The 24,251-nt window shown below is 73.0% G+C and carries 20 protein-coding genes and 1 pseudogene; 18 read left to right on the top strand and 3 right to left on the bottom strand.

Annotated features, from left to right (window positions below):
* The 13 genes and pseudogenes from AC07GB_RS15915 to AC07GB_RS15855 all read left to right on the top strand — a co-directional run.
* Window positions 1-87: pseudogene (locus tag AC07GB_RS15915) on the top strand (ABC transporter ATP-binding protein); the annotation flags it as partial.
* A gap of 335 nt (window positions 88-422) precedes the next feature.
* A complete protein-coding gene (gene hpnC / locus AC07GB_RS15910; RefSeq protein ID WP_478845662.1) occupies window positions 423-1,325 on the top strand; it encodes a squalene synthase HpnC in 903 nt (300 codons plus the stop codon).
* On the top strand, window positions 1,322-2,272 hold the full coding sequence (gene hpnD / locus AC07GB_RS15905) for a presqualene diphosphate synthase HpnD (protein ID WP_478845660.1): 951 nt from the start codon (window positions 1,322-1,324) through the stop codon (window positions 2,270-2,272). Before hpnC ends, hpnD begins: the two co-directional genes overlap by 4 nt.
* Before the next feature lie 100 nt (window positions 2,273-2,372).
* The gene (gene hpnE / locus AC07GB_RS15900) at window positions 2,373-3,809 is read left to right on the top strand and encodes a hydroxysqualene dehydroxylase HpnE (RefSeq protein WP_478845658.1); all 1,437 of its coding nucleotides are present in this window, start codon (window positions 2,373-2,375) and stop codon (window positions 3,807-3,809) included.
* The gene (locus tag AC07GB_RS15895) at window positions 3,806-4,927 is read left to right on the top strand and encodes a polyprenyl synthetase family protein (protein WP_478845656.1); all 1,122 of its coding nucleotides are present in this window, start codon (window positions 3,806-3,808) and stop codon (window positions 4,925-4,927) included. Before hpnE ends, AC07GB_RS15895 begins: the two co-directional genes overlap by 4 nt.
* Window positions 4,928-5,030: 103 nt before the next feature.
* Window positions 5,031-7,025: a squalene--hopene cyclase gene (gene shc / locus AC07GB_RS15890; RefSeq protein WP_478845654.1), complete on the top strand. Its 1,995-nt coding sequence runs from the start codon at window positions 5,031-5,033 to the stop codon at window positions 7,023-7,025.
* A complete protein-coding gene (locus AC07GB_RS15885) occupies window positions 7,025-7,675 on the top strand; it encodes a phosphorylase family protein (RefSeq protein ID WP_478845652.1) in 651 nt (216 codons plus the stop codon). The genes shc and AC07GB_RS15885 overlap by 1 nt, the downstream gene beginning before the upstream one ends.
* Window positions 7,676-7,682: 7 nt before the next feature.
* Window positions 7,683-8,702: an adenosyl-hopene transferase HpnH gene (gene hpnH, locus AC07GB_RS15880; protein WP_478845650.1), complete on the top strand. Its 1,020-nt coding sequence runs from the start codon at window positions 7,683-7,685 to the stop codon at window positions 8,700-8,702.
* Window positions 8,703-8,706: 4 nt separating this feature from the next.
* Entirely contained in the window at window positions 8,707-9,873 is a 1,167-nt protein-coding gene (gene ispG / locus AC07GB_RS15875; protein ID WP_478845648.1) for a flavodoxin-dependent (E)-4-hydroxy-3-methylbut-2-enyl-diphosphate synthase, read from the top strand.
* 25 nt (window positions 9,874-9,898) lie between these two features.
* Window positions 9,899-11,875, top strand: coding sequence for a 1-deoxy-D-xylulose-5-phosphate synthase (gene dxs / locus AC07GB_RS15870; RefSeq protein WP_478845646.1), 1,977 nt, complete (start codon window positions 9,899-9,901; stop codon window positions 11,873-11,875).
* Window positions 11,872-13,266 (top strand): aspartate aminotransferase family protein, encoded by a 1,395-nt coding sequence (locus AC07GB_RS15865; RefSeq protein ID WP_478845644.1) that lies wholly within the window; start codon window positions 11,872-11,874, stop codon window positions 13,264-13,266. Before dxs ends, AC07GB_RS15865 begins: the two co-directional genes overlap by 4 nt.
* A gap of 113 nt (window positions 13,267-13,379) precedes the next feature.
* Entirely contained in the window at window positions 13,380-14,012 is a 633-nt protein-coding gene (locus tag AC07GB_RS15860; RefSeq protein WP_478845642.1) for a helix-turn-helix domain-containing protein, read from the top strand.
* On the top strand, window positions 13,999-14,157 hold the full coding sequence (locus AC07GB_RS15855) for a DUF6126 family protein (RefSeq protein ID WP_478845640.1): 159 nt from the start codon (window positions 13,999-14,001) through the stop codon (window positions 14,155-14,157). The genes AC07GB_RS15860 and AC07GB_RS15855 overlap by 14 nt, the downstream gene beginning before the upstream one ends.
* Window positions 14,158-14,163: 6 nt before the next feature.
* Here the strand turns inward: AC07GB_RS15855 and AC07GB_RS15850 are convergent, their stop codons facing one another.
* Window positions 14,164-14,961 (bottom strand): tyrosine-protein phosphatase, encoded by a 798-nt coding sequence (locus AC07GB_RS15850; RefSeq protein ID WP_478845638.1) that lies wholly within the window; start codon window positions 14,959-14,961, stop codon window positions 14,164-14,166.
* A 265-nt stretch (window positions 14,962-15,226) separates the two neighbouring features.
* Between AC07GB_RS15850 and AC07GB_RS15845 the strand changes: the two genes are divergently transcribed.
* From AC07GB_RS15845 to AC07GB_RS15835, 3 genes are all read left to right on the top strand, one after another.
* Window positions 15,227-17,338, top strand: a complete 2,112-nt coding sequence (locus AC07GB_RS15845) for an alpha-galactosidase (protein ID WP_478845636.1) — start codon at window positions 15,227-15,229, stop codon at window positions 17,336-17,338.
* Between the two features lie 273 nt (window positions 17,339-17,611).
* Window positions 17,612-18,415: an SGNH/GDSL hydrolase family protein gene (locus AC07GB_RS15840; protein WP_478845634.1), complete on the top strand. Its 804-nt coding sequence runs from the start codon at window positions 17,612-17,614 to the stop codon at window positions 18,413-18,415.
* 166 nt (window positions 18,416-18,581) lie between these two features.
* Window positions 18,582-19,340, top strand: coding sequence for an SIMPL domain-containing protein (locus tag AC07GB_RS15835; RefSeq protein ID WP_478845632.1), 759 nt, complete (start codon window positions 18,582-18,584; stop codon window positions 19,338-19,340).
* On the opposite strand, the gene AC07GB_RS15830 is transcribed toward AC07GB_RS15835, so the two are convergent.
* Window positions 19,337-19,948, bottom strand: a complete 612-nt coding sequence (locus AC07GB_RS15830; RefSeq protein WP_478845630.1) for a TetR/AcrR family transcriptional regulator — start codon at window positions 19,946-19,948, stop codon at window positions 19,337-19,339. The genes AC07GB_RS15835 and AC07GB_RS15830 overlap by 4 nt on opposite strands.
* A 95-nt stretch (window positions 19,949-20,043) precedes the next feature.
* Window positions 20,044-20,622 carry a carboxymuconolactone decarboxylase family protein gene (locus AC07GB_RS15825; RefSeq protein WP_478845628.1) on the bottom strand — a complete coding sequence of 193 codons (579 nt, stop codon included), beginning with the start codon at window positions 20,620-20,622 and terminating at the stop codon, window positions 20,044-20,046.
* Between the two features lie 210 nt (window positions 20,623-20,832).
* Here AC07GB_RS15825 and AC07GB_RS15820 point away from each other — a divergent pair, with 210 nt between their 5' ends.
* Window positions 20,833-21,990, top strand: coding sequence for an MBL fold metallo-hydrolase (locus AC07GB_RS15820; protein WP_478845676.1), 1,158 nt, complete (start codon window positions 20,833-20,835; stop codon window positions 21,988-21,990).
* A gap of 377 nt (window positions 21,991-22,367) precedes the next feature.
* Window positions 22,368-24,224: a sensor histidine kinase gene (locus tag AC07GB_RS15815; RefSeq protein ID WP_478845626.1), complete on the top strand. Its 1,857-nt coding sequence runs from the start codon at window positions 22,368-22,370 to the stop codon at window positions 24,222-24,224.
* Window positions 24,225-24,251 lie beyond the last annotated feature (27 nt).

Genomic DNA, 24,251 nt, shown 5'->3' with positions numbered 1-24,251 from the left:
GTCCTGTGGCTGGAACGCGGCGAGCTGCGCATGGACGGCCCCACCGACGAGGTCATCAAGGAGTACGAGAAGTTCACCGGCAAGTAGCCGGAAGGCCGCCGTCTGGTCGCGGCCGAATGGAGCAGGGCCCCGCCGGGCACCCCGGCCGGGCCCTGACCCGTTTTCAGACATCACGCTTCTCCCAAGTCACAGGAGTTCAGGGAAGATTGAAGCCAATCGGTGCGTTCTTGTGATGTGCGGAACACCCCGACGAAGCGCTGTCCGTTGTACAACGTAAGCTGTACCGGTGCTGATTCGCGGCAAGTGGGGCGATATCGCTCCCTGGATGGGCGTGGGGCACGCCGCGTCGCCGGGGGGCCTTGGCGGCGTGTCCGAAATAGGATGTATTGGGTCGGCAGTGTAGAACGGGAGATGTGACGGCAATGGCTACGGACGATCTCCAGCTACGCGATGCGTCCGCCGTCCTCTCCAAAGCCGCGGACGAGAACTTCCCCGTGGCCCCCTTCTTCCTCCCGCGCGCCTGGCGCGAGGACCTCATGGCCGTGTACGGCTTCGCCCGCCTGGTCGACGACATCGGCGACTCGGACCTGCCCAGCGGCTCCGCCCACGCCCGCCACCTGGGCGCGGACCCCGAGGCCGCCGGCGACCCGCTCGCCCTCCTGGACGCCTTCGAGGCCGACCTGCGCAAGGTCTTCGCCCCGGGCCCCGAGCCGGGCCACCCCCTGCTGCGCGCCCTGCGGCCCACCGTGCGGCGCCGCGAGCTGACCCCCGAGCCCTTCCTCGGCCTGATCGCGGCCAACCGCCAGGACCAGCTCGTCAAGCGGTACGAGACGTACGACGACCTCGTCGCGTACTGCGAGCTTTCGGCGAACCCGGTGGGGCGCCTCGTGCTCGCCATCACCGGCACCGCGACACCCGAGCGGATCCGGCTCTCGGACTCCGTCTGCACCGCGCTCCAGATCGTGGAGCACCTCCAGGACGTGCGCGAGGACATCGGGCGCGACCGCATCTATCTGCCCGCCGAGGACATGAAGCGCTTCCACGTCCAGGAACGGGATCTGGCCGCTCCTACCGCAGGCGCGTCGGTGCGCGCACTGGTCGCATTCGAAGCGGAACGCGCCCGTCGCCTCCTGAATGAAGGCACCCCCCTGGTGGGTAGCGTCCACGGCAGGCTGAAGCTGCTGCTGGCAGGTTTCGTGGCAGGGGGGAGGGCGGCCGTCTCGGCGATCGCCGCCGCCGGATACGACGTACTTCCAAGGCCGCCGAAGCCCACGAAACCGCGTTTGCTGCGCGAGGTGGGTGCGGTTCTGCGAGGAGAGGGGTGAGCCGGACCGTGGAGTCAGAACCCCGCGCGTCCGCGCCGGTACTCGCCGCATACAGCTATTGCGAGGCCGTGACCGGGCAGCAGGCACGTAATTTCGCGTACGGCATCAGGTTGCTGCCGACGCCGAAACGGCGCGCGATGTCCGCGCTCTACGCGTTCTCGCGGCGCGTGGACGACATCGGGGACGGCGCGCTCGCGCCGGACGTGAAGCAGGCGCGGCTCGACGAGACGCGGAGCCTGCTCGGCCGCGTCCACGACGGGTCGGTGGAGGAGGACGACACCGACCCCGTGGCCGTGGCGCTCAGCCACGCCGCGCGGCACTTCCCGATCCCCCTCGGCGGCCTCGACGAGCTGATCGACGGCGTCCTGATGGACGTGCGCGGTGAGACGTACGAGACCTGGGAGGACCTCAAGGTCTACTGCCGGTGCGTGGCCGGGGCCATCGGACGGCTCTCGCTCGGCGTGTTCGGTACGGAACCGGGGGCGCCCAACGCGGAGCGCGCGCCGGAGTATGCCGACACGCTCGGTCTCGCGCTGCAACTCACCAACATCCTCAGGGACGTTCGCGAGGACGCCCTGGAGGGCCGGACCTATCTGCCGGGCGACGACCTCGCCAAATTCGGCTGCTCCGCCGGGTTCGCCGGGCCGGAGCCGCCCGCCGGGTCCGACTTCGCGGGCCTCGTGCACTTCGAAGTGCGCCGCGCCCGCGCGCTGTTCGCCGAGGGGTACCGCCTCCTGCCCCTGCTCGACCGGCGCAGCGGCGCCTGCGTGGCCGCGATGGCGGGCATCTACCGTCGCCTGCTCGACCGCATCGAGCGGGATCCGCAAGCGGTCCTGCGGGGCCGCGTCTCCCTGCCCGGCCGCGAGAAGGCGTACGTCGCCGTGCGCGGTCTCTCCGGTCTCGACGCGCGCAATGTCGCACGCCAGGCCGTCAGGAGGCGTACGTGACGCGCGACCGCGGCACCGGCGGCAGCGGCCGCCGCGACCGGCGGGCAACCCTCCGCATGACCTTGGCGTCCCAGACTGCAACCGCCGAAAGGGAGGACGCATGAGGCAGGACGACAGCCGACCCGGACCAGGCGGTGACGCGGAAGCGGATCGCCCCGGCGAGCGCAGCGGCGGGCGTCCGGGGACGACCGCCGTCGTCGTGGGCGGCGGACTCGCCGGGATCACCAGCGCGCTCGCCCTCGCCGACGCCGGACTCGACGTGACGCTCCTCGAAGGGCGCCCCCGGCTCGGCGGGCTCGCCTTCTCCTTCCAACGCGGCGAGCTTACGGTCGACAACGGCCAGCACGTCTATCTGCGCTGCTGCACCGCCTACCGCTGGTTCCTGGACCGCGTCGAAGGCGCACACCTCGCACCGCTTCAGGACCGCCTGGACGTGCCCGTGCTCGACGCCGAGCGGAACCGCCTCGGGCGGCTGCGCCGCACCGCGCTGCCCGTGCCGCTGCACCTGGCCGCGAGCCTCGCCACGTATCCCCATCTGTCGCTCGCCGAGCGCGCCCAGGTGGGCCGCGCGGCGCTCGCCCTCAAGGGGCTCGACCCGGCCGATCCGGCGCTCGACCACCAGGACTTCGGCAGCTGGCTGGCGGCGCACGGTCAGTCGGCGCGCGCCATCGAGGCCCTGTGGGACCTCGTCGGCGTCGCCACCCTGAACGCCGTGGCGGGCGACGCCTCGCTGGGCCTCGCCGCGATGGTGTTCAAGACCGGGCTGCTCTCGGACCCGGGCGCCGCCGACATCGGCTGGTCCCGGGTGCCCCTCGGTGAACTCCATGACCGCCTGGCCCGCAAGGCGCTCGACTCCGCGGGCGTCCGTACCGAACTGCGAACACGTGTCACCTCCATCTCGCCACTTAAGAACGGCGGTTGGCGCGTGGAGGTTCCCGGTGAGCGCATCGAGGCCGATACCGTCGTGCTCGCCGTGCCGCAGGCCGAGACGCACGACCTGCTCCCGGAGGGCGCGCTCGACGACCCGGACCGGCTGCTCGGCATCGACACCGCGCCGATCCTCAACGTCCACGTGGTGTACGACCGCAAGGTCCTCAAGCGGCCCTTCTTCGCCGCGCTCGGCACGCCCGTCCAGTGGGTCTTCGACCGGACCGAGGCCTCCGGCCTGGGCACGGGCCAGTACCTCGCGCTGTCCCAGTCGGCCGCCCAGGACGAGATCGACGCCCCCGTGGCGGCGCTCAGGGAGCGCTATCTGCCGGAGCTGGAGCGCCTGCTGCCCGCCGCGCACGGCGCGCGGGTCCTGGACTTCTTCGTGACCCGGGAGCGCACGGCGACGTTCGCGCCGACGCCGGGCGTCGGCCGCCTGCGACCGGGCGCGCACACCAAGGCGCGCGGGCTCTACCTGGCCGGCGCGTGGACCGCCACCGGCTGGCCCGCGACGATGGAAAGCGCTGTTCGCAGCGGTATCAGTGCCGCCAGGGCGGCGCTGACCGCGCTCGACCGCCCGCGCGACCACCTTTTCGAGGAGGCGGCGTGACCCTCGACCTTCTGGGGCCGTCCCAGAACCCCCGCACCGGAATCAGAGGAGAGACTGTGCCGACTGTTCCCTCGGCCCAACCGGCCGCTGTGGACGTGACCGCGCTGCTCGAGCGGGGCCGGACACTGGCCACCCCGGTGCTGCGGTCCGCCGTGGACCGGCTCGCGCCGCCCATGGACACCGTCGCCGCCTACCACTTCGGCTGGATCGACGCCGCAGGCAACCCGGCCGACGGCGACGGCGGCAAGGCCGTGCGCCCGGCGCTCGCGCTGCTCTCCGCCGAGGCCGCGGGCGCGGGCCCCGAGGTCGGCGTGCCCGGCGCGGTGGCCGTCGAACTGGTCCACAACTTCTCGCTCCTGCACGACGACCTGATGGACGGCGACGAGCAGCGCCGCCACCGCGACACCGTGTGGAAGGTCCACGGCCCCGCCCAGGCCATCCTGGTCGGCGACGCGCTCTTCGCCCTCGCCAACGAGATCCTCCTGGAGATCGGCACCGTCGAGGCCGGCCGGGCCACGCGCCGTCTCACCACCGCGACGCGCGCCCTCATCGACGGCCAGGCGCAGGACATCTCCTACGAGCACCGCGAGCGGGTCACCGTCGAGGAGTGCCTGGAGATGGAGGGCAACAAGACCGGCGCCCTGCTCGCCTGCGCGGTCTCCATCGGCGCGGTCCTCGGCGGCGCCGACGACGCCACCGCCGACACCCTGGAGAAGTACGGCTACCACCTCGGGCTCGCCTTCCAGGCCGTCGACGACCTGCTCGGCATCTGGGGCGACCCGGAGGCCACCGGCAAGCAGACCTGGAGCGACCTGCGCCAGCGCAAGAAGTCGCTGCCGGTCGTCGCCGCGCTCGCGGCGGGCGGTCCCGCCTCCGAGCGGCTCGGCGAACTGCTCGCCGCCGACGCCAAGAGCAACGACTTCGACAGCTTCTCCGAGGAGGAGTTCGCCGCGCGCGCCGCACTCATCGAGGAGGCGGGCGGCCGCGAGTGGACCGCCGAGGAGGCGCGACGGCAGCACGCCGTCGCCATCGAGGCCCTGGACGCGGTCCAGATGCCGGACCTGGTGCGGGCGCAGCTCACCGCGCTCGCCGACTTCGTCGTCGTACGAAAGAGATGATCACTATCGGGCACACCTGACTCGCAGTCGCCGAACACCGTCCCGGTGCGGGCGGTGTCCGACGGCGGACCCAGCAGAGAAGCACTGCATCGAAGGGGAAGCCATGACAGCGACGACCGACGGTTCCACCGGAGCGGTGACGCCCCGCGCGGCCTCGGCCACCGAAACACCTGACACGACCCCCGGGGCGGCCGGGGCACCGGAAGCCGCCAAACGTGCCGTGGAGCGCTCCACGGCGTTCCTGCTGTCCCGCCAGGACGCCCAGGGATGGTGGAAGGGCGACCTGGAAACGAACGTGACCATGGACGCCGAGGACCTGCTGCTCCGCCAGTTCCTCGGCATCAGGGACGAGCCCACCACGCGCGCCGCCGCCCTCTTCATCCGCGGCGAGCAGCGCGACGACGGCACCTGGGCCAGCTTCTACGGCGGCCCCGGCGTGCTCTCCGCCACCATCGAGGCCTATGTGGCCCTGCGCCTGGCCGGGGACGCGCCGGACGCGCCCCACATGGCCAAGGCCTCCGCCTGGATCCGCGAGCAGGGCGGCATCGCCGCGGCCCGGGTCTTCACCCGGATCTGGCTCGCCCTCTTCGGCTGGTGGAAGTGGGACGACCTGCCCGAACTCCCGCCGGAGCTGCTCTACTTCCCGAAGTGGTTCCCGCTCAACATCTACGACTTCGGCTGCTGGGCGCGGCAGACCATCGTGCCGCTCACCATCGTCTCCGCGAAGCGCCCGGTCCGCCCCGCGCCCTTCCCGCTCGACGAGCTGCACACCGACCCGGGCGTGCCGAACCCGCCCAGACCCCTTGCTCCCGTGGCGAGCTGGGACGGCGTCTTCCAGCGCCTGGACAAGGCGCTGCACGTCTACCACAAGGTCGCGCCGCGCACCCTGCGCAAGGCCGCGATGAACAGCGCCGCGCGCTGGATCATCGAGCGACAGGAGAACGACGGCTGCTGGGGCGGCATCCAGCCCCCGGCCGTGTACTCGATCATCGCCCTGCACCTGCTCGGCTACGACCTCGACCACCCCGTCCTCAAGGCGGGCATCGAGTCGCTCGACCGGTTCGCGGTGTGGCGCGAGGACGGCTCGCGGATGATCGAGGCCTGTCAGTCCCCGGTGTGGGACACCTGCCTCGCCACGATCGCCCTCGCCGACGCCGGGGTGCCCGCCGACCATCCGCAGCTGGTCAAGGCCGCCGACTGGATGCTGGGCGAGCAGATCGTCAGGCCCGGCGACTGGTCGGTGCGAAGGCCCCATCTCACGCCGGGCGGCTGGGCGTTCGAGTTCCACAACGACAACTACCCCGACATCGACGACACCGCCGAGGTCGTCCTCGCGCTGCGCCGCGTCGCCCACCCGGACCGGCGCCGGATGGACAGCGCCATCGCCCGCGGCGTGCACTGGAACCTGGGCATGCAGTCGCGCAACGGCGCCTGGGCCGCCTTCGACGTCGACAACACCAGCCCGCTGCCGAACAAGCTGCCGTTCTGCGACTTCGGCGAGGTCATCGACCCGCCGTCCGCCGACGTCACCGCGCACGTCGTGGAGATGCTCGCCTACGAGGGCAAGTCCCACGACCCGCGCACCCGCCGCGGCGTCGAGTGGCTCCTCGCCGAACAAGAGGCGAACGGCGCCTGGTTCGGCCGCTGGGGCGTCAACTACGTCTACGGCACGGGCTCCGTGGTGCCCGCCCTCGTCGCGGCGGGCCTGCCCGCCGCGCACCCGGCGATCCGCCGGGCGGTCGGCTGGCTGGAGTCGGTGCAGAACGACGACGGCGGCTGGGGCGAGGACCTGCGCTCGTACCGCGACGAGCGGTGGATCGGGCACGGCGCGTCCACCGCCTCGCAGACCGCGTGGGCGCTGATCGCGCTGCTCGCCGCGGGGGAGCGCGACTCCAAGGCGGTCGAGCGGGGCGTGGCCTGGCTGGCCGAGAGCCAGCGCGAGGACGGCTCCTGGGACGAGCCGTACTTCACCGGCACCGGCTTCCCCTGGGACTTCTCGATCAACTACCACCTGTACCGGCAGGTCTTTCCGCTGACCGCCCTCGGCCGGTACGTGCACGGCGAGCCGTCCGTCGGCGGCCCGGGCAAGGGCAGCTGATGAGCACGGACCCGGCCCGGCCGGGGCCCGCTCCGCTGCTCGTGGCCTGCGCGCTCGGCATCGAGCGGCTCGCCCTGCGCACCGGCGACCGCGGCGGGGCCCGCGGGCCCGTGACGGTGCTGCGCACGGGCATGGGCCCCAGGGCCGCCGAGCGTGCCGTGACCCGGGCGCTCGGCAAGGACTCCCTGCGCGACGCGGCGGTCGTGGCCACCGGCTTCTGCGCGGGGCTCGCCCCCGGCATGCACCCCGGTGACCTCGTCGTCGCCGACGAGACCCGGCACGACGGCGGCCGCACCCCGTGTGCGGGCACCGCGCTCCTGGTCGAGGAGCTGGTGCGGGCCGTGCCGGGCCGCACCGTGCACACCGGCCCGCTCACGGGCTCCGACCACGTCGTCCGCGGCCACGAACGCGGCGATCTGCTCGCCACCGGCGCGATCGCGGTCGACATGGAGTCCGCCGTCACGCTGCGCAGTGCCGTCACGGCCGGACCCCGGCCGGTTGCGGCCGTCCGGGTGGTCGTCGACGCCCCCCAGCACGAACTCGTCCGCATCGGCACGGTCCGCGGTGGAATATCGGCTTTCCGCGTGCTCCGCGCCGTGCTTCCCGCTTTTTTCGAATGGCACCGATCTTCGCCGCTCCCCCGGAGGTGAGCCAGATATGGCCATGCCGCTGCGCCAGTCCATCAAGGTCGCTACCTATCTCTTTGAACAGAAGCTGCGCAAGCGTGACAAGTTTCCTTTGATCGTCGAGTTGGAGCCGTTGTTCGCCTGCAATCTGAAGTGCGAGGGCTGCGGCAAGATCCAGCACCCGGCCGGTGTGCTCAAGCAGCGCATGCCGGTGGCCCAGGCCGTGGGCGCCGTCCTTGAGTCCGGGGCGCCGATGGTGTCCATCGCGGGCGGTGAGCCGCTGATGCACCCTCAGATCGATGAGATCGTGCGCCAGTTGGTGGCCAAGAAGAAGTACGTCTTCTTGTGCACGAACGCCATGCTGCTGCGCAAGAAGATGGACAAGTTCACGCCCTCGCCGTACTTCGCGTTCGCCGTGCACATCGACGGCATGCGGGAGCGCCACGACGAGTCCGTGGCCAAGGAGGGCGTGTTCGACGAGGCCGTGGCCGCCATCAAGGAGGCCAAGCGGCGCGGCTTCCGGGTGACCACCAACTCCACCTTCTTCAACACGGACACCCCGCAGACCATCATCGAGGTCCTGAACTTCCTCAACGACGACCTGAAGGTCGACGAGATGATGCTGTCGCCCGCCTACGCCTACGAGAAGGCGCCCGACCAGGAGCACTTCCTCGGCGTGGAGCAGACCCGCGAGCTGTTCAAGAAGGCCTTCGCCGGCGGCAACCGGCTCCGCTGGCGCCTGAACCACTCGCCGCTGTTCCTCGACTTCCTGGAGGGCAAGGTCGACTTCCAGTGCACGGCCTGGGCGATCCCGAACTACTCGCTCTTCGGCTGGCAGCGCCCCTGCTATCTGATGAGCGACGGCTACGTACCGACGTACCGTGAGCTGATCGAGAAGACCGACTGGAGCAAGTACGGCCGGGGCAAGGACGACCGGTGCGCCAACTGCATGGCGCACTGCGGGTACGAGCCGACCGCCGTGCTCGCCACGATGGGGTCACTGAAGGAGTCGCTGCGCGCCATGCGCGAGACGGTCTCCGGGAACAGGTGACGTCATGACGCTTTCAGGCCCCGTCTCGCTGGGCCTGCCCGAGCCGCCGGTCCGCCCGATAGCGGAGCGCCGCACCACGCGGCGCGTCCAGGTCGGACCGGTGGCCGTCGGGGGCGGCGCGCCGGTGTCGGTGCAGTCGATGACGACGACGCGTACGTCGGACATCGGGGCGACGCTTCAGCAGATCGCGGAGCTGACGGCGTCGGGGTGTCAGATCGTGCGGGTGGCGTGTCCGACGCAGGACGACGCGGACGCGCTGGCGACGATCGCGCGCAAGTCGCAGATTCCGGTGATCGCGGATATCCACTTCCAGCCGAAGTACGTGTTCGCGGCGATCGACGCGGGCTGTGCGGCGGTCCGGGTGAACCCGGGCAACATCAAGCAGTTCGACGACAAGGTGCGGGAGATCGCCAAGGCCGCGTCCGCCGCGGGCGTCCCGATCCGTATCGGTGTGAACGCCGGGTCGCTCGACAAGCGTCTGCTCGCCAAGTACGGGAAGGCGACGCCGGAGGCTCTGGTGGAGTCGGCGTTGTGGGAGGCCTCGCTCTTCGAGGAGCACGGTTTCCGGGACATCAAGATCTCGGTGAAGCACAACGACCCGGTGGTGATGGTCAACGCCTACCGGCAGCTGGCGGCGGCCTGTGACTATCCGCTGCACCTGGGCGTGACGGAGGCGGGTCCGGCGTTCCAGGGCACGATCAAGTCGGCGGTGGCGTTCGGTGCTCTGCTGTCGGAGGGGATCGGGGACACGATCCGGGTGTCGTTGTCGGCGCCTCCGGCGGAGGAGGTCAAGGTCGGCATCCAGATCCTGGAGTCGCTGAACCTGCGGCAGCGGCGGCTGGAGATCGTCTCGTGTCCGTCGTGCGGGCGTGCGCAGGTGGATGTGTACAAGCTGGCGGACGAGGTGACGGCGGGCCTTGAGGGCATGGAGGTGCCGCTGCGGGTGGCGGTGATGGGCTGTGTCGTCAACGGTCCGGGTGAGGCGCGGGAGGCCGATCTCGGGGTGGCGTCGGGCAATGGCAAGGGGCAGATCTTCGTGAAGGGCGAGGTCATCAAGACGGTGCCCGAGTCGAAGATCGTGGAGACGCTGATCGAGGAAGCGATGAAGATCGCCGCACAGATGGAGGCCTCCGGCGTCCCGTCCGGGGCGCCCGACGTCACGGTGAGCTGAGGACAACCAGTTAGGGGGCCTGAGCATGACCATCCTGGAGACCATCCGAGGGCCGCGCGACCTGAAGGCGCTGACCGAGTCCGAACTGGCCGAACTGGCCGAGGAGATCCGCGAGTTCCTGGTGCACGCGGTCGCGCGCACGGGCGGACACCTCGGGCCCAACCTGGGGGTGGTCGAGCTGACCATCGCCCTGCACCGGGTCTTCGAGTCACCCGTGGACCGCCTGGTGTGGGACACCGGCCACCAGAGCTACGTACACAAGCTCCTGACGGGCCGACAGGACTTCTCGAAGCTGCGCGGCAAGGGCGGCCTGTCCGGCTACCCCTCGCGCGAGGAGTCCGCGCACGACATCGTCGAGAACAGCCACGCGTCCACCGCGCTCGGCTGGGCCGACGGGCTCGCCAAGGCCCGCCGGGTCCTGGGGGAGCGGGGCCACGTCGTCGCCGTCATCGGCGACGGCGCGCTCACCGGCGGCATGGCCTGGGAGGCGCTCAACAACATCGCCGCCGCCAAGGACCAGCCGCTGATCATCGTCGTCAACGACAACGAGCGCTCCTACGCCCCCACCATCGGCGGCCTCGCCAACCACCTCGCGACCCTGCGCACCACCGACAGCTACGAGAAGGTCCTCGCCTGGGGCAAGGACGTCCTCCAGCACACCCCCGTGGTCGGCCGGACGCTGTACGAGTCCCTGCACGGCGCCAAGAAGGGCTTCAAGGACGCCTTCGCGCCCCAGGGGATGTTCGAGGACCTCGGCCTGAAGTACGTCGGGCCCATCGACGGGCACGACATCAAGGCCGTCGAGTCCGCGCTGCGCCGCGCGAAGCGCTTCCACGGCCCGGTCCTCATCCACTGCCTCACCGAGAAGGGCCGCGGCTACGAACCCGCGCTCGCCGACGAGGCCGACCGCTTCCACACCGTCGGCGTCATGGACCCCCTCACCTGCGAGCCGCTCACCCCGTCCAACGGCCCGTCCTGGACCTCCGTGTTCGGCGAGGAGATCGTGCGCATCGGGGCCGAGCGCGAGGACGTCGTGGCCCTCACGGCCGCCATGCTGCACCCCGTCGGGCTCACCGGGTTCGCGGCGGCCTACCCCGAGCGCGTCTGGGACGTCGGCATCGCCGAGCAGCACGCGGCCGTGGCCGCCGCCGGGCTCGCCACCGGTGGCCTGCACCCCGTGGTCGCCGTCTACGCCACCTTCCTCAACCGCGCCTTCGACCAGCTCCTGATGGACGTGGCGCTGCACCGGTGCGGCGTCACCTTCGTACTCGACCGGGCCGGGGTCACCGGTGCCGACGGCCCTTCGCACAACGGCATGTGGGACATGTCCGTGCTCCAGGTCGTGCCGGGCCTCAGGATCGCCGCGCCCCGCGACGCCGACCAGCTGCGCGCGCAGCTGCGCGAGGCCGTGAACGTCGACGACGCGCCGACCCTGCTGCGCTTCCCCAAGGAGTCGGTGGGGCCCGCGATCCCAGCCGTGGACCGGGTGGGCGCCATGGACGTACTGCGCCAGGATCCGGCCCCGGACGTCCTGCTCGTCGCCGTCGGCGTGATGGCGCCGGTGTGCCTCCAGGCCGCGGAACTCCTCGCCGAGCGGGGCATCGGCTGCACCGTGGTCGACCCGCGCTGGGTCAAGCCCGTCGACGCGGCCCTGCCGCCGCTGGCCGCGCGGCACCGGCTCGTCGCGGTCGTGGAGGACAACAGCCGCGCGGGCGGCGTCGGCTCGGCCGTGGCCCTCGCCCTCGAAGAGGCCGACGTGGACGTCCCCGTACGGCGCTTCGGCATTCCGGAGCAGTTCCTCGCGCACGCCAAGCGCGGCGAGGTCCTCGCCGACATCGGCCTCACCCCGGTCGAGGTCGCGGGACGCCTCAGCGCGACGATCGCCCGCCAGGACGCGGCGCGGTCCGGCGCACGGGAGACGGCCGGGACACCCGGCCCGCAGGAGGCCGGGGCACCCGGCCCGGAGACAGCCGGGACACCCGGCGAGGAGAACCGAGCATGACAAGCACCAGCAAGGAGTTCGACCTCGGCACACTGCTCGCCGAGCGCGGCGGCGAGCGGTACGAGCTGCACACCCGGCACCTCAACCACCAACTGCCGCGCATGCTGCACACCATCGGCTTCGACAAGGTCTACGAACGCGCGGAGGGCGCCTACTTCTGGGACGCCGAAGGCCACGACTACCTGGACATGCTCGCAGGGTTCGGCGTCATGGGCCTCGGCCGGCACCACCCCGTGGTCCGCAAGGCCCTGCACGACGTGCTCGACGCGTCCCTCGCCGACCTGACCCGCTTCGACTGCCAGCCGCTGCCCGGGCTCCTCGCCGAGCGGCTGCTCGCGCACAGCCCGTACCTGGACCGGGTCTTCTTCGGCAACAGCGGCACCGAGGCCGTCGAGACCGCCCTGAAGTTCGCCCGCTACGCCACCGGCAAGCCGCGGATCCTGTACTGCGCGCACGCCTTCCACGGCCTGACCACCGGCTCCCTGTCCGTGAACGGCGAGAGCGGCTTCCGCGACGGCTTCGCCCCGCTGCTGCCCGACACGGCCGTCCCGCTCGGCGACCTCGACGCGCTGCGCCGGGAGCTGAAGCGCGGCGACGTGGCCGCCCTGATCGTCGAGCCGGTCCAGGGCAAGGGCGTGCACGAGCCCCCGCCCGGCTATCTGCGCGCCGCCCAGGACCTCCTCCACCAGCACAAGGCGCTTCTGATCGCCGACGAGGTCCAGACCGGGCTCGGCAGGACCGGCGCCTTCTACGCCCACCAGCACGAGGAGGGCGTCGAGCCCGACCTGGTGTGCGTGGCCAAGGCGCTGTCCGGCGGCTACGTCCCGGTCGGCGCGACCCTCGGCAAGGACTGGATCTTCAAGAAGGTCTACTCGTCCATGGACCGGGTCCTGGTCCATTCCGCGAGCTTCGGGTCCAACGCGCAGGCCATGGCGGCCGGCCTCGCGGTCCTCGCCGTCATGGAGGACGAGGGGACCGTCGCGAACGCCCGCGAGACGGGGGAGCTGCTCAAGGCCCGGCTCGCGGCGCTCGTCGACAAGTACGAGCTGCTCAGCGACGTCCGCGGCCGCGGCCTGATGATCGGCGTCGAGTTCGGCAGGCCGCGGTCCCTGAAGCTGCGCAGCCGCTGGACGATGCTCCAGGCCGCGCGCAAGGGCCTGTTCGCGCAGATGGTGGTCGTGCCGCTGCTTCAGAAGCACCGGATCCTCACCCAGGTCTCCGGCGACCACCTGGAGGTCATCAAGCTCATCCCGCCGCTGATCATCGGCGAGAAGGAGGTCGACCGCTTCGTCGCGGCGTTCACCGACGTCATGGACGAGGCGCACGGCGGGGGCGGGCTGATCTGGGACTTCGGCAAGACACTGGTGAAGCAGGCGGTGGCGAACCGGTGAGGCCTCACCTCCGAGGCCTGTGCCTCTGAACCTCCGAGGCCTGCGCCTGGGAGGTCTTTGCCTCTGAGGCAACAAAATTGCCTCCTGGGTAAGGCTCTGGCTCAATCGACGGTATGAGCCCTGCCACCCCGGACGACGGTGAGGCGGCCGAGGAGCTGCCCGCCGTCGCCCCGCAACTGCGTGAGCTGCGCCGCCGTGCCGCGCTGACCCTGGAGGCCGCCGCGCGGGCGGCCGGGCTCTCGCCCGCGCACCTGTCCCGTCTGGAGACCGGCCGGCGCCAGCCGTCCCTGCCGATGCTGCTCGCCCTCGCCCGTACCTACGGTACGACGGTCTCCGAGCTGCTCGGCGAGGCCCCCGCCGACCGGGACGCCGTCGTACGCGCCCCGGACATGGAGCCCACCGCCGCCGGTGGCTGGACGTACTGGCAGGCGGGCTCCCCGGGCCGGGGCATGCAGGCGCTGCGCGTGCACGTGCCGCACGGCGCGCAGGGCGACATCGTGCGCGTGCACCCGGGCGAGGAGTGGCTCTACGTCCTCCAGGGCCGCCTTCGCCTGCGCCTCGGCGACACCTCGTACACCCTCGCGCCCGGAGACAGCGCGCACTTCGACTCGCTGACGCCGCACCGGATCGCCGCCGTGGACCCCGGCGGCGCCGACCTCCTGTTCGTCCACACCCTGTTGCAGAGCCCCGCCGCCGCGCTCTGCCTCGGCGGCCCTACCAAGGGAGACCGACATGACGGAATCTGAACCGCAGCGGCCCGCGCGCCGGATGTCCATGGAGGAGAAGTTCCCGCGCGCCCTGTGGGTGCGCCTCATCGTGTACGTCGCCGTGGGCCACCTGTTCGCGGGCTTCATCTATCTGCTGTTCGTCCTCGGCGGGCAGAACCAGTAGCGCCGCTCAGTCCAGGAGCCGCTCGCGCAGCCGCTCGCGGGTCACCGGCGCGAGGCCGAGGCCCTCGGTGAGGTAGGTGTCGGTGTCGCCCCAGGTCTGCTCGATGGTGGCGAAGGCCGCCGCCAGATACTCGGCGCGGGCGTCGAAGAGCGGGCTGAGCAGTTCCATGACCTCGGCCGACATGGCGTCCGGCGAGCTGCCGCTGCGGTGCACCTTGTAGCGGCGGTGCGACGCGTTCGACTCCAGGTAGTCCGCCTCGATCGCCTCGCGCTCCACGCCGACGGCGAGCAGCGTGACGGCGATCGACAGACCCGCCCGGTCCTTGCCCGCCGCGCAGTGCATCAGCGCGGGCACGCTGTCCTCGGCGAGCGCGTGCAGCACCCGGCCGTGCTCGGCCGTGCGCTCCCGGATGATCGTGCGGTACGAGGACGCCATGCGCTCGGCGGCCTTGCCGTCCGACAGGGCCGTGCGCAGCTGGTCCAGGTCGCCGTCGCGCACCATCTTCCAGAACGCGGCGCCGTCGGCGGGGTCGGTCAGCGGCAGATTCACGTTGCGCACGCCCGGCAGCTCCACGTCCGGGCCCTCCAGGCGCTGGTCCGCGGCGTTGCGGAAGTCGAAGACCGTGTGCAGGCCGAGCGAGGAGAGGAACACGGCGTCGGCGGCGGTGGCGTGCGCGAGGTGCCCGCTGCGGAAGAGGACGCCGTGGCGGACCCGGCGGCCGTCGACGGTCGGAAGCCCGCCCACATCACGGAAGTTGCGCACACCGGCGAGTTCGGGTTCGGTCGACGGAACCTGCTGGGTCACGGGCTCTCCTCTGGGTCGGGGTGGATCGGGGTGGATCGGGCCTTGTCGGCGCCGGTCGGACCGGCCGGGACCGGGGCACCGCGCGGCTCGCCGCGGTGTGCCGTCGACGGCCGGTGGTCGCGCCTTCGACGATACGACACGGGTTCCTGAGGCAATCAGTCGTGGCGGAGCGCGCACGGGCGTTGCCCCGGTGGTCGTGCGGGCTCGAAGATGTGCGTACGCCCGCGCGGCTGTTGAGATCTGTCAGAGGACCTGTGGGGGTTTGATGATCGAGGTCGGCGAGGACGGTCGTACGTGGCTCCTCTCGGGGCCCACCAGCAGCTACGCACTCCACCTCACCGACCGCGACGAGCTGTTGCACCTGCACTGGGGCCCGCGGATCGCCCTGCCCGACGCCGAGGCCCTGGCCGCCGCGCCGCTGCCGCCCGAGCGGCCCTTCGAGGCCCGCGTCGACGGGCACGAGGAGTATCCCGTCGAGGGCGGCCCCCGCTTCGCGCGGCCCGCGCTGTCGGTGCGCGGCGGCGGCGTGCGGGGCACGGAGTGGCGGTTCAAGAGCGCCTGGCACGACGAGGACGAGCTGCAACTGAACTTCACCGACCCGCTGCACCACCTGGCGGTCCTGCTCGACTACCGGCTGCGCGGCGACGTGGTCGAGCGGTACGCGATCGTCCAGCACGAAGGCCCCGCCGGGTCACCGGAGGTGGAGGTGCTGCGCGCCGACTCCGCCACCTGGACGCTGCCGCGCCGCGAGCACTGGCGCCTGTCCCAGCTGCACGGGCGCTGGGCCGCCGAGTCGCGCCTGGTGCGCTCGGGCCTCACGTACGGGGAGCGGGTCATCGGCAGCCGCCGCGGGCACACCGGCCACCAGCACCTGCCCTGGGTGGCGCTCGACGCCGACGGCGCCACCGAGGAGCACGGCGAGGTCTACGGCTGCGCGCTCGCCTGGTCCGGCTCGTGGCGCGTCGCGGTGCACCGGCTCCCGGACGGCGCGGTGCAGATCACGGGCGGCTGTGGCCACGACGACTCCGGGCAGCAGGTCCTCGAACCCGGTACGGCGCTCGTCACGCCCGTGTTCGCGGGCCTGTGGAGCGACGGCGGCTTCGGCGGGGCGAGCCGCGCCTGGCACGCCTACCAGCGCGCGCACGTCGTCCCGGACGCGGGCGCGGTGCGGCCCGTGCTCTACAACTCCTGGGAGGCCACCGGGTTCGACATCTCCGAAGGGCAGCAGCGCGACCTCGCCGGGCGGGCCGCGGAGCTGGGCGTCGAGCTGTTCGTCGTCGACGACGCCTGGTTCGGCCGGCGGGTCTGCGACCGGGCCGGGCTCGGCGACTGGACGCCGAACCCGGAGCGGTTCCCGGAGGGTCTGAAGCCGCTCGCGGACCATGTGCACGACCTGGGCATGCGGTTCGGGATCTGGGTGGAGCCGGAGATGGTGAACGCGGACAGCGACCTGTACCGCGCGCACCCCGACTGGGTGCAGCACCACCCGGGCCGCAGCCGTACGGAGTTCCGCAACCAGCTCGTCCTCAACATCGCGCGCGAGGACGTGCGGGAGTACCTGTGGGAGCAGCTGGACGGGCTCCTGTCCGGCGCCCCGATCGACTATGTGAAGTGGGACTTCAACCGCTGCTTCACGGACCCCGGCTGGCCCGGCGAGCCTCATCCGGAGCGCCTGTGGTCCGCTCATGTGCACGCTCTCTACGGCCTCATCGACCGGCTCCGGGCCGCGCACCCGTCGGTCGCCTTCGAGTCCTGCTCGGGCGGCGGCGGCCGGGTCGACCTCGGCATCCTGGCCCGTACGGACCAGGTGTGGACCTCGGACAACACCGACCCTGCGGACCGCCTCACCATCCAGCACGGGTTCAGTCAGGTGCACCCCGCGCGCGTGATGGCGGCCTGGGTCACCGACAGCCCCAACACCCAGCTCAACGGGCGGGTCAGCCCGCTGCGGTTCCGGTTCGTCAGCGCCATGGCCGGGGTGCTCGGCATCGGCGGCGACCTCGCGCGGTGGAGCGAGGCGGAGCTGGCCGAGGCGCGCCGCTGGGTGGAGCTGTACAAGGAGATCAGGCCCGTCGTGCAGCTCGGCGAGCTGCACCGCCTGCGGGCGCCCGGCGAGGGGCTCAGCGCGGTGCAGTACGTACGGGGCGACGACGCCGTCGTGCTCGCCTGGCTGCGGGCGCAGGCCTACGGCGAGGAGCCCGCCCCGGTGCGCCTGCGGGCACTCGACCCCGCGGCGGCGTACGTGTGCCGGGACACCGGCGCGGTGCACCGGGGCGCGGTCCTGCTGCACCACGGCCTGCGCACCGGCCTCAGCGGGGACCTGGACGCGGCGGTCTTCCGGCTGCGGCGGGCCCCGGCAGCCACACCGGTGTCCTAGGGTCTGTCCGATGGGTCGGCGCGGCGTCGCGACGCCTGGCACGCACGCTCGCCGCGTTGCCGAAATGCCCTAGTAGCTCCGCTACGAGGACATCCCGGCGCCTTGCGATCGCACGCACCAGACGCCGCTCCTTGCTCCACGCCGACCCACCGGACAGGCCCTAGGCCTGGGTATTCCGGGTTGGCGCAATCTTGACCAATGGCTTATCTCACGCCACGTCAACCCCATATTACGGTGGCGTAGGTCACTTGACGGAAGGAAAGATGGGGCGATGTGACAGCAGAGTCGACACCCTTCGTCAAGAACGTACCCACAGAGACCATCACCTCCTACGCAGCGGTCGGCGACAGCTTCACCGAGGGCGTGGGGGACCCCGGGCCCGACGGAACCTTCGTCGGCTGGGCCGACCGGCTGGCCGTCCTGCTCGACGACCTGGTACCGGAGCACACGTTCCGCTACGCGAACCTGGCGGTGCGCGGCAAGCTGCTCGACCAGATCGTCGCGGACCAGGTACCGCGGGCCAAAAAGCTGGCCCCGGACCTGGTGACGTTCGCCGCCGGCGGCAACGACATCATCCGCCCCGGCACCGACCCGGACGACGTGGCCGAGCGCTTCGAGCGGGCCGTCGCCGACCTCTCGTCGGCCGTCGGCACCGTCGTGGTGACCACCGGCTTCGACACCCGCGGCGTGGCCCTCCTCAAGCATCTGCGCGGCAAGATCGCCACGTACAACGGCCACGTCCGCGCGGTCGCCGACCGCTACGGCTGCCCGGTGCTCGACCTGTGGTCGCTGAAGACCGTGCAGGACCGACGGGCCTGGGACACCGACCGCCTGCACCTGTCGCCCGACGGCCACACGCGCGTGGCGCTGCGCGCGGCCCAGGTGCTCGGCATCCCCGTGCCTGCCGACCCGGACCAGGCGTGGCCGCCGCTGCCGCCGCGCGGCACCCTGGAGGAGCGCCGCGACGACATCCACTGGGCCCGCGAGCACCTGGTCCCGTGGATCGGCAGGCGGCTGCGCGGCGAGTCCTCGGGCGACCACGTGGCGGCGAAGCGGCCCGACCTGATGCCGCTCTAGGCACCCGCCCGGTCCGCGCGGGGGTGGACCGGGCGGGTGACAGGGCGGGAGTGGCGTCCTCGCGCGCGCGTGCGCGCGTGCTGGGATGGCGGCCGGCCGTCCCCCGCGCGGGACGCGGGCCGCCCGCACGGGGCGGACGACCGGCACACCGTAAGGACTCCCGCCCATGCCGCCACGCCCGTACACGTCCGTACGTCCGCTCGCCACCGTCCTGCTCGCGCTCGCCGCGCTGGGGCTCGGCGCCGTGCCCGCCGGGGCCGTCGCGCCGTCCGCCGAGACGCCCGCCGCCGCGGCCGCGCACAACCCCGCCACCGTGACGGTGACCGGCACCGGCTCCGCCAGCGCGGCGCCGGACCTGGCCGTCGTCACCCTGGGCGTCGAGGTGACCGCGCCGACGGCCAAGAAGGCCCTCGCCGCGCAGAACACCGCGGCGCGGGCACTGCTCACCGCCGTGCGCGCGCAGGGCGTCGCCGAGCGCGACACCCGGACGGAAGGCCTGTCGCTGTCCGGCGTGTACAAGGACGAGGACGGCGCGTCCAAGCTGACGGGGTACCGGGCCGCCCAGACGATCTCGCTCACCGTGCGCGACCTCGCGGCGACCGGCCGGGTCCTCCAGGCCGCGATGGACGCCGCCGGTGACGCCGGCCGTGTCCACGGCGTGGCCTTCGACGTCGCCGACAAGCGGGAGCTGCGGGCCGAGGCCCGCGCGGCCGCCCACGAGGACGCGCGCACCAAGGCGGAGCAGTACGCGCACCTGAGCGGGCGCCCCCTCGGCCGCCTGGTCTCGATCAGCGAGAGCGACGGCGGCGGCCCGCGGCCCCTCGCGGTGCCCGTGGAGGCCGTCACCAAGGACCAGGGCGTCCCGGTCGCGCCCGGCGACATCGAGGACCAGGTGACGCTCGTCGCGGTGTACGAGCTGGGCTAGGCCCCCCGCACGGTCTCCACGGACAGGCCCAGCTCCCGGGCCAGCGCCTCCTCCGTCCAGGCGCGGGCACGGGCCCGGGAGACCGCGCCGTACGCCGTGAGCTGCACGGCGAGGCCGTCGAGGAACGCCGTCAGGCGCAGGGCCGCGCCCGCCGGGTCCGGGCAGCGGAACTCGCCCGCCGCCGTGCCCTCCGCGACGACCTCGGTGAGCGCCGCCTTCCAGCGCTGGTCGAGGTCGCGCGTCACCTCCCGCAGGACGGGCTCGCGCCCGGCCGCGGCCCAGCCCTCGATCCACAGCCGCCAGCCCTTGGCCTGACCCGTCGGCGCGTACCAGCGCACGGCCGCCCGCAGCCGGCGCAGCGCCGACGTGCGGCGGCGCAGCAGCTTGTCGAGGCGGGCGAGGTCGCTCTCGGCGGCGTGCGCGAACGCGGCGGCGACCAGCTCGTCCTTGGTGGAGAAGTGGTACAGCACGAGCGCGTTGCTCACCCCGAGCGCGGCCGCGACGTCGGCGATGCGCACGGCCGCCACGCCGCGCTCCTCGATCTGCTCCACGGTGGCGGCCAGCAGCTCCGCCCGCCGCTCCGCCACGCTCAGCCGTACTCTCACCACGTGCCGCACCCTACCCAGCGGGTCGCGGCGGCCCCTCGGCGCACCATGGCGGGCGCCCCCCCGTGCGCCCGGTGCGGCACGGCCGCCCGCGCGGGTCACAGGGTGCCGTGCTCCCTGCCCGCGGGTGCCTCCCGCAGGTCGCAGAACTCCTTGAAGCCCTGACTGGTGAGCCCCATCGCGGAGTTGAAGCGCGAGCGCAGGTTCTCCACGGCCACGATCATCGTCAGCTCGACGAACGCGGCCTCGCCGAGCCGCCGCAGCAGCCGCTCGGCCAGCTCGTCGTCGACCTCCGGCGGGGTCGCCGTCATCGTCTCCGCGTACGCCATGACGTCGCGCTCCAGGTCCGTGTACGCGTCGCTCTCGCGCCACAGCGGCACGTCGTGCAGCTTGCGCGGGTCCATGCCGAGCTTGTGGCCCTCCCAGTAGCCGAAGTCCATGCACCAGGAGCAGCCGATCGAGGCCGCCGACGCCATCACCGCCAGCTCCTTCAGGCCCGCGTCCAGCTTGTTCCACTTGGCCACGGACTGCTCGAAGCGGAGGTACGACCACAGGGCGCGGCGGTGGTGGGACATCGCCTTGCCCGGGTCCAGGACCTTGCCGTAGGCGCGCTTCGAGTACCACTCGACCATCCGGAAGAAGAGGGTGCGGGGCGGGGTGAGCGAGATGCGGGCCATGGGAGCCACCTCCACGTCGTACGCGGCGTCCTTCGCCGTTGTGCCGATGCGACGGACCGGGGGCGCGGGAATGTGACATCGGGGCGGCGAGCGGACCCGTGCGGCCCGTGCGACCGGCCCCGGCGGTCGTTGTCGGTGGGGGCGCACATAATGGGGAGGCCTGAGCAGCCCTGTTTCTGGAGGTGCGCCGTGTCCCGGTCCCTGAGCCCCATGCTCCGCTCCCTGCGGACGCCCGCGTTCGGCGCGGATCCGGCCGGCGACCGGCTCGCGCGCATCCGCAGATCGCCGAATTTCGCGAACGGCTCGTTCCAGAACCCGGTGGGGGCGCGCACCCGGCCCTCCGGCTCCGCCCTGGAGTTCGCCAAGGTCTACTTCCGCCGCGAGGAGCGGTCCCGGCGGGCCCCGGCGGGCCATGTGCCGGTGCACTCCACGACCCTCGCGGACCTCGCCCGGCCCCCGGCGAGCGGGCTCAGGCTCACCTGGATGGGGCACTCCACCGTCCTCGCGGAGATCGACGGGCGCCGGGTGCTCTTCGACCCCGTGTGGGGCGAGCGCTGCTCGCCGTTCGCCTTCGCCGGGCCCAAGCGCCTGCACCCGGCGCCGCTGCCGCTGACGGCGCTCGGCCCGGTCGACGCGGTCGTCATCTCGCACGACCACTACGACCACCTGGATCTGCCCAGCATCAAGACCCTCGCGGGCACCGACACGGTGTTCGTGGTGCCCCTCGGCGTCGGCGCGCACCTGGAGCACTGGGGCGTGCCCGCGGACCGGCTCCGCGAGCTGGACTGGCACGAGTCCACGGACGTCGCGGGCCTGACCCTGACGGCGACCCCCGCCCGGCACTTCTGCGGCCGTGGCCTGCGCAACCAGCAGCACATGCTGTGGGCGTCCTGGAGCGTCGCGGGCCCCGAGCACCGCGTCTTCCACAGCGGCGACACCGGCTACTTCCCGGGCTTCGCGGACATCGGCGCCGCCCACGGCCCCTTCGACGCCACGATGATCCAGATCGGGGCGTACTCGGAGTTCTGGCCGGACATCCACATGCGGCCCGAGGAAGGCGTGCGGGCCCACCTGGACCTCCAGGGCGGGCGGCCGCACGGCGTGCTGCTCCCGATCCACTGGGGCACGTTCAACCTCGCGCCGCACGCCTGGTCGGAGCCCGGTGAGGGCACGCTCGCCGCCGCGCGCGCCGCGGGCGCCCCGGTGGCGCTGCCCATCCCCGGCGAGCCGTTCGAGCCGGGGACCGACACGATGCCCGACACCCCGTGGTGGCGCGCGGTCGCCGTCACGCCGACCGGCGGCTGGAGCGACCACGGGCCGGGCCCCGCGCTCGACGCGGCGGACCCCGAGGCCGCGCCCGTCGGCTGACACCGGGGCGCGAGGCTCCGAGCGGGCCGGAAGGGGGGCTCAGGGGGGCTTGAAGGGGCTCAAGGGAGCCGCCGCCCCGGCCCCGCACGCCCCTGGGGAACGGGCGTCCGCCGCACACCCTGTGCGGCGCACACAGCCGCGCTCGCGCTGACGTGCGACACATTTCGTCCTCTCGTACGACGCGTCATACCAGAGCGGGACGCTGCTCGCCGGACTTTGTCAACTGCCCACCGCACGTGATGTCCCGGCGACTACCGTGTGTGGCCGTCGGGCGACGCAGGGATGACATCACGGCCTGCCGGCCGGCACCGCGATGCCATCGACGAGGGGCCGCAGCGGAATGCCGCGGCACGCGTCGCTACGTACCGAGGACGCTGATGTCTCACCTTCGCGCACCGGCAGCACGCGCAGACCGCCGTGAGGGCGGACGGCACGGACGCTCCGGGAGCCGCGCCGCGCCGCCGCCGCCCGAGACGCGCATACGGCTCCAGCTGATGCGCATCGCCGTACTGCCCGCCGTCGCCGTGGGCCTGTGCGGCTGCGCCGCCGTGCTCTTCATGATCCGCGCCGCCGGGGCGCGGCCCCAGCCGCCGCTGCTCGCCCTGCTCGGCGCGGCGGCCGGGCTCGGCGTCCTCGGCGTCGTCATCGCCGCGCTGGCCGCCGACCGGGCCGCGCGGTCCCTGCGCGACCGCGTCGTCGCGCTGCGCCGCGCCACCGCGCGCGACCAGGCCGACCTGCGCGAACTCGTCGAGCGGCTGCGCCACGGCGACACCCCCGCGGTGCGCGAGCCCGGCGCGCGTCCGGCACCGGCCAAGGACGAGTTCGGCCAGCTCGCCGACGAGCTGGCCCGCGCCCACGAGGGCGCCCTCACCGCCGTCGTACAGGCGTCCAGGCTGTCCGGCCGGGCGGGCAACGAGCAGAAGGTCGAGGTCTTCGTGAACCTCGCCCGGCGCCTCCAGTCGCTCGTGCACCGCGAGATCTCGCTCCTGGACGAGCTGGAGAACACCGTCGAGGACCCCGAGCTGCTCAAGGGCCTCTTCCACATCGACCACCTGGCCACCCGCATCCGGCGGCACGCGGAGAACCTCGCCGTGCTCGGCGGCGCCGTCTCGCGCCGCCAGTGGAGCAGGCCCGTGACCATGACGGAGGTGCTCCGCTCGTCCATCGCCGAGGTCGAGCAGTACTCGCGGGTCAAGCTGGTGCCGCCCGTCGACGGCACCCTGCGCGGCCACGCCGTCGCCGACGTCATCCACCTGCTCGCCGAACTCGTCGAGAACGCCACGGTGTTCTCCGCGCCGCACACCCAAGTCCTGCTGCGCGCGGGCCGGGTGACGGCCGGCCTCGCCGTCGAGGTCGAGGACCGCGGCCTCGGCATGCCCGTCGCCGAGCAGACCCGGATGAACCAACTCCTCGCCGACCCCGACCAGGTCAACGTCGCGAACCTCCTCCAGGACGGCCGCATCGGCCTGTTCGTGGTCGCCGCCCTCGCCCGCCGCCACGGCATCGCGGTGCGCCTCCAGACCAACATCTACGGCGGCGTCCAGGCCGTCCTCATCCTGCCCCAGGGGCTCCTCGGCGCCGAGCAGGACGCCCCGTCCGCCCCCCGCGGCGCCACCTCCGCCGCATCGCCGGCCCCCCACCCCGCCCCCGAGGACCCGCGCGAACCGGCCCCCGCGGCCACCCCGCACCCGACCGCCCCGTACCACGAGCAGCCGGCCCACCCGCCGTACCGGAACGGCACCACCGCCCCCCAGGGCCCGCAGTCCACCCCGGCCCCCGCACGCCACGCCGCGAACGCGGCCGGCCCCACCCCGGCCGCCCCGCCCAGCCCGCTGCCTGTCCGCGGCCCGCGCGGCGACCGGCCCACCCCCGCCGAAGCCCTGCCCGGCATCCGCCCCGAGGACCGGAGCGTCACCGCCGAGCACACCGCGACCCCGCCCGTGCCCCGCAACGGCGCCGTGCGCGGCCGGGTCGGCAAGCCCCAGCTGCCCCGCCGCCGCGCCCAGGAGCACCTCGCGCCGCAGCTGCGCGACGCCCGCGCCCCGCGCGCGGCGGACGACCAGCTCGTCAGCCACGACCCGGGCCTGATGGCCGCCTTCCAGCGCGGCATCGGCCTCGCCCAGGCGGCCCAGGCGCGCGACGCCCTGCCCGACCACGAAGTCAGCGTGCCCCAAGGCCACGGCGACAGAGCCGGCCGCACCGGCCCCACGGGCCGGAGCGACCAGGGCGGCTGACCCGCACCACCCCCCACCCCGTCTGCC

It is taken from the genome of Streptomyces sp. NPDC045778 (assembly GCF_056431945.1).
This window is presented reverse-complemented; position numbering and strand designations above follow the sequence as displayed.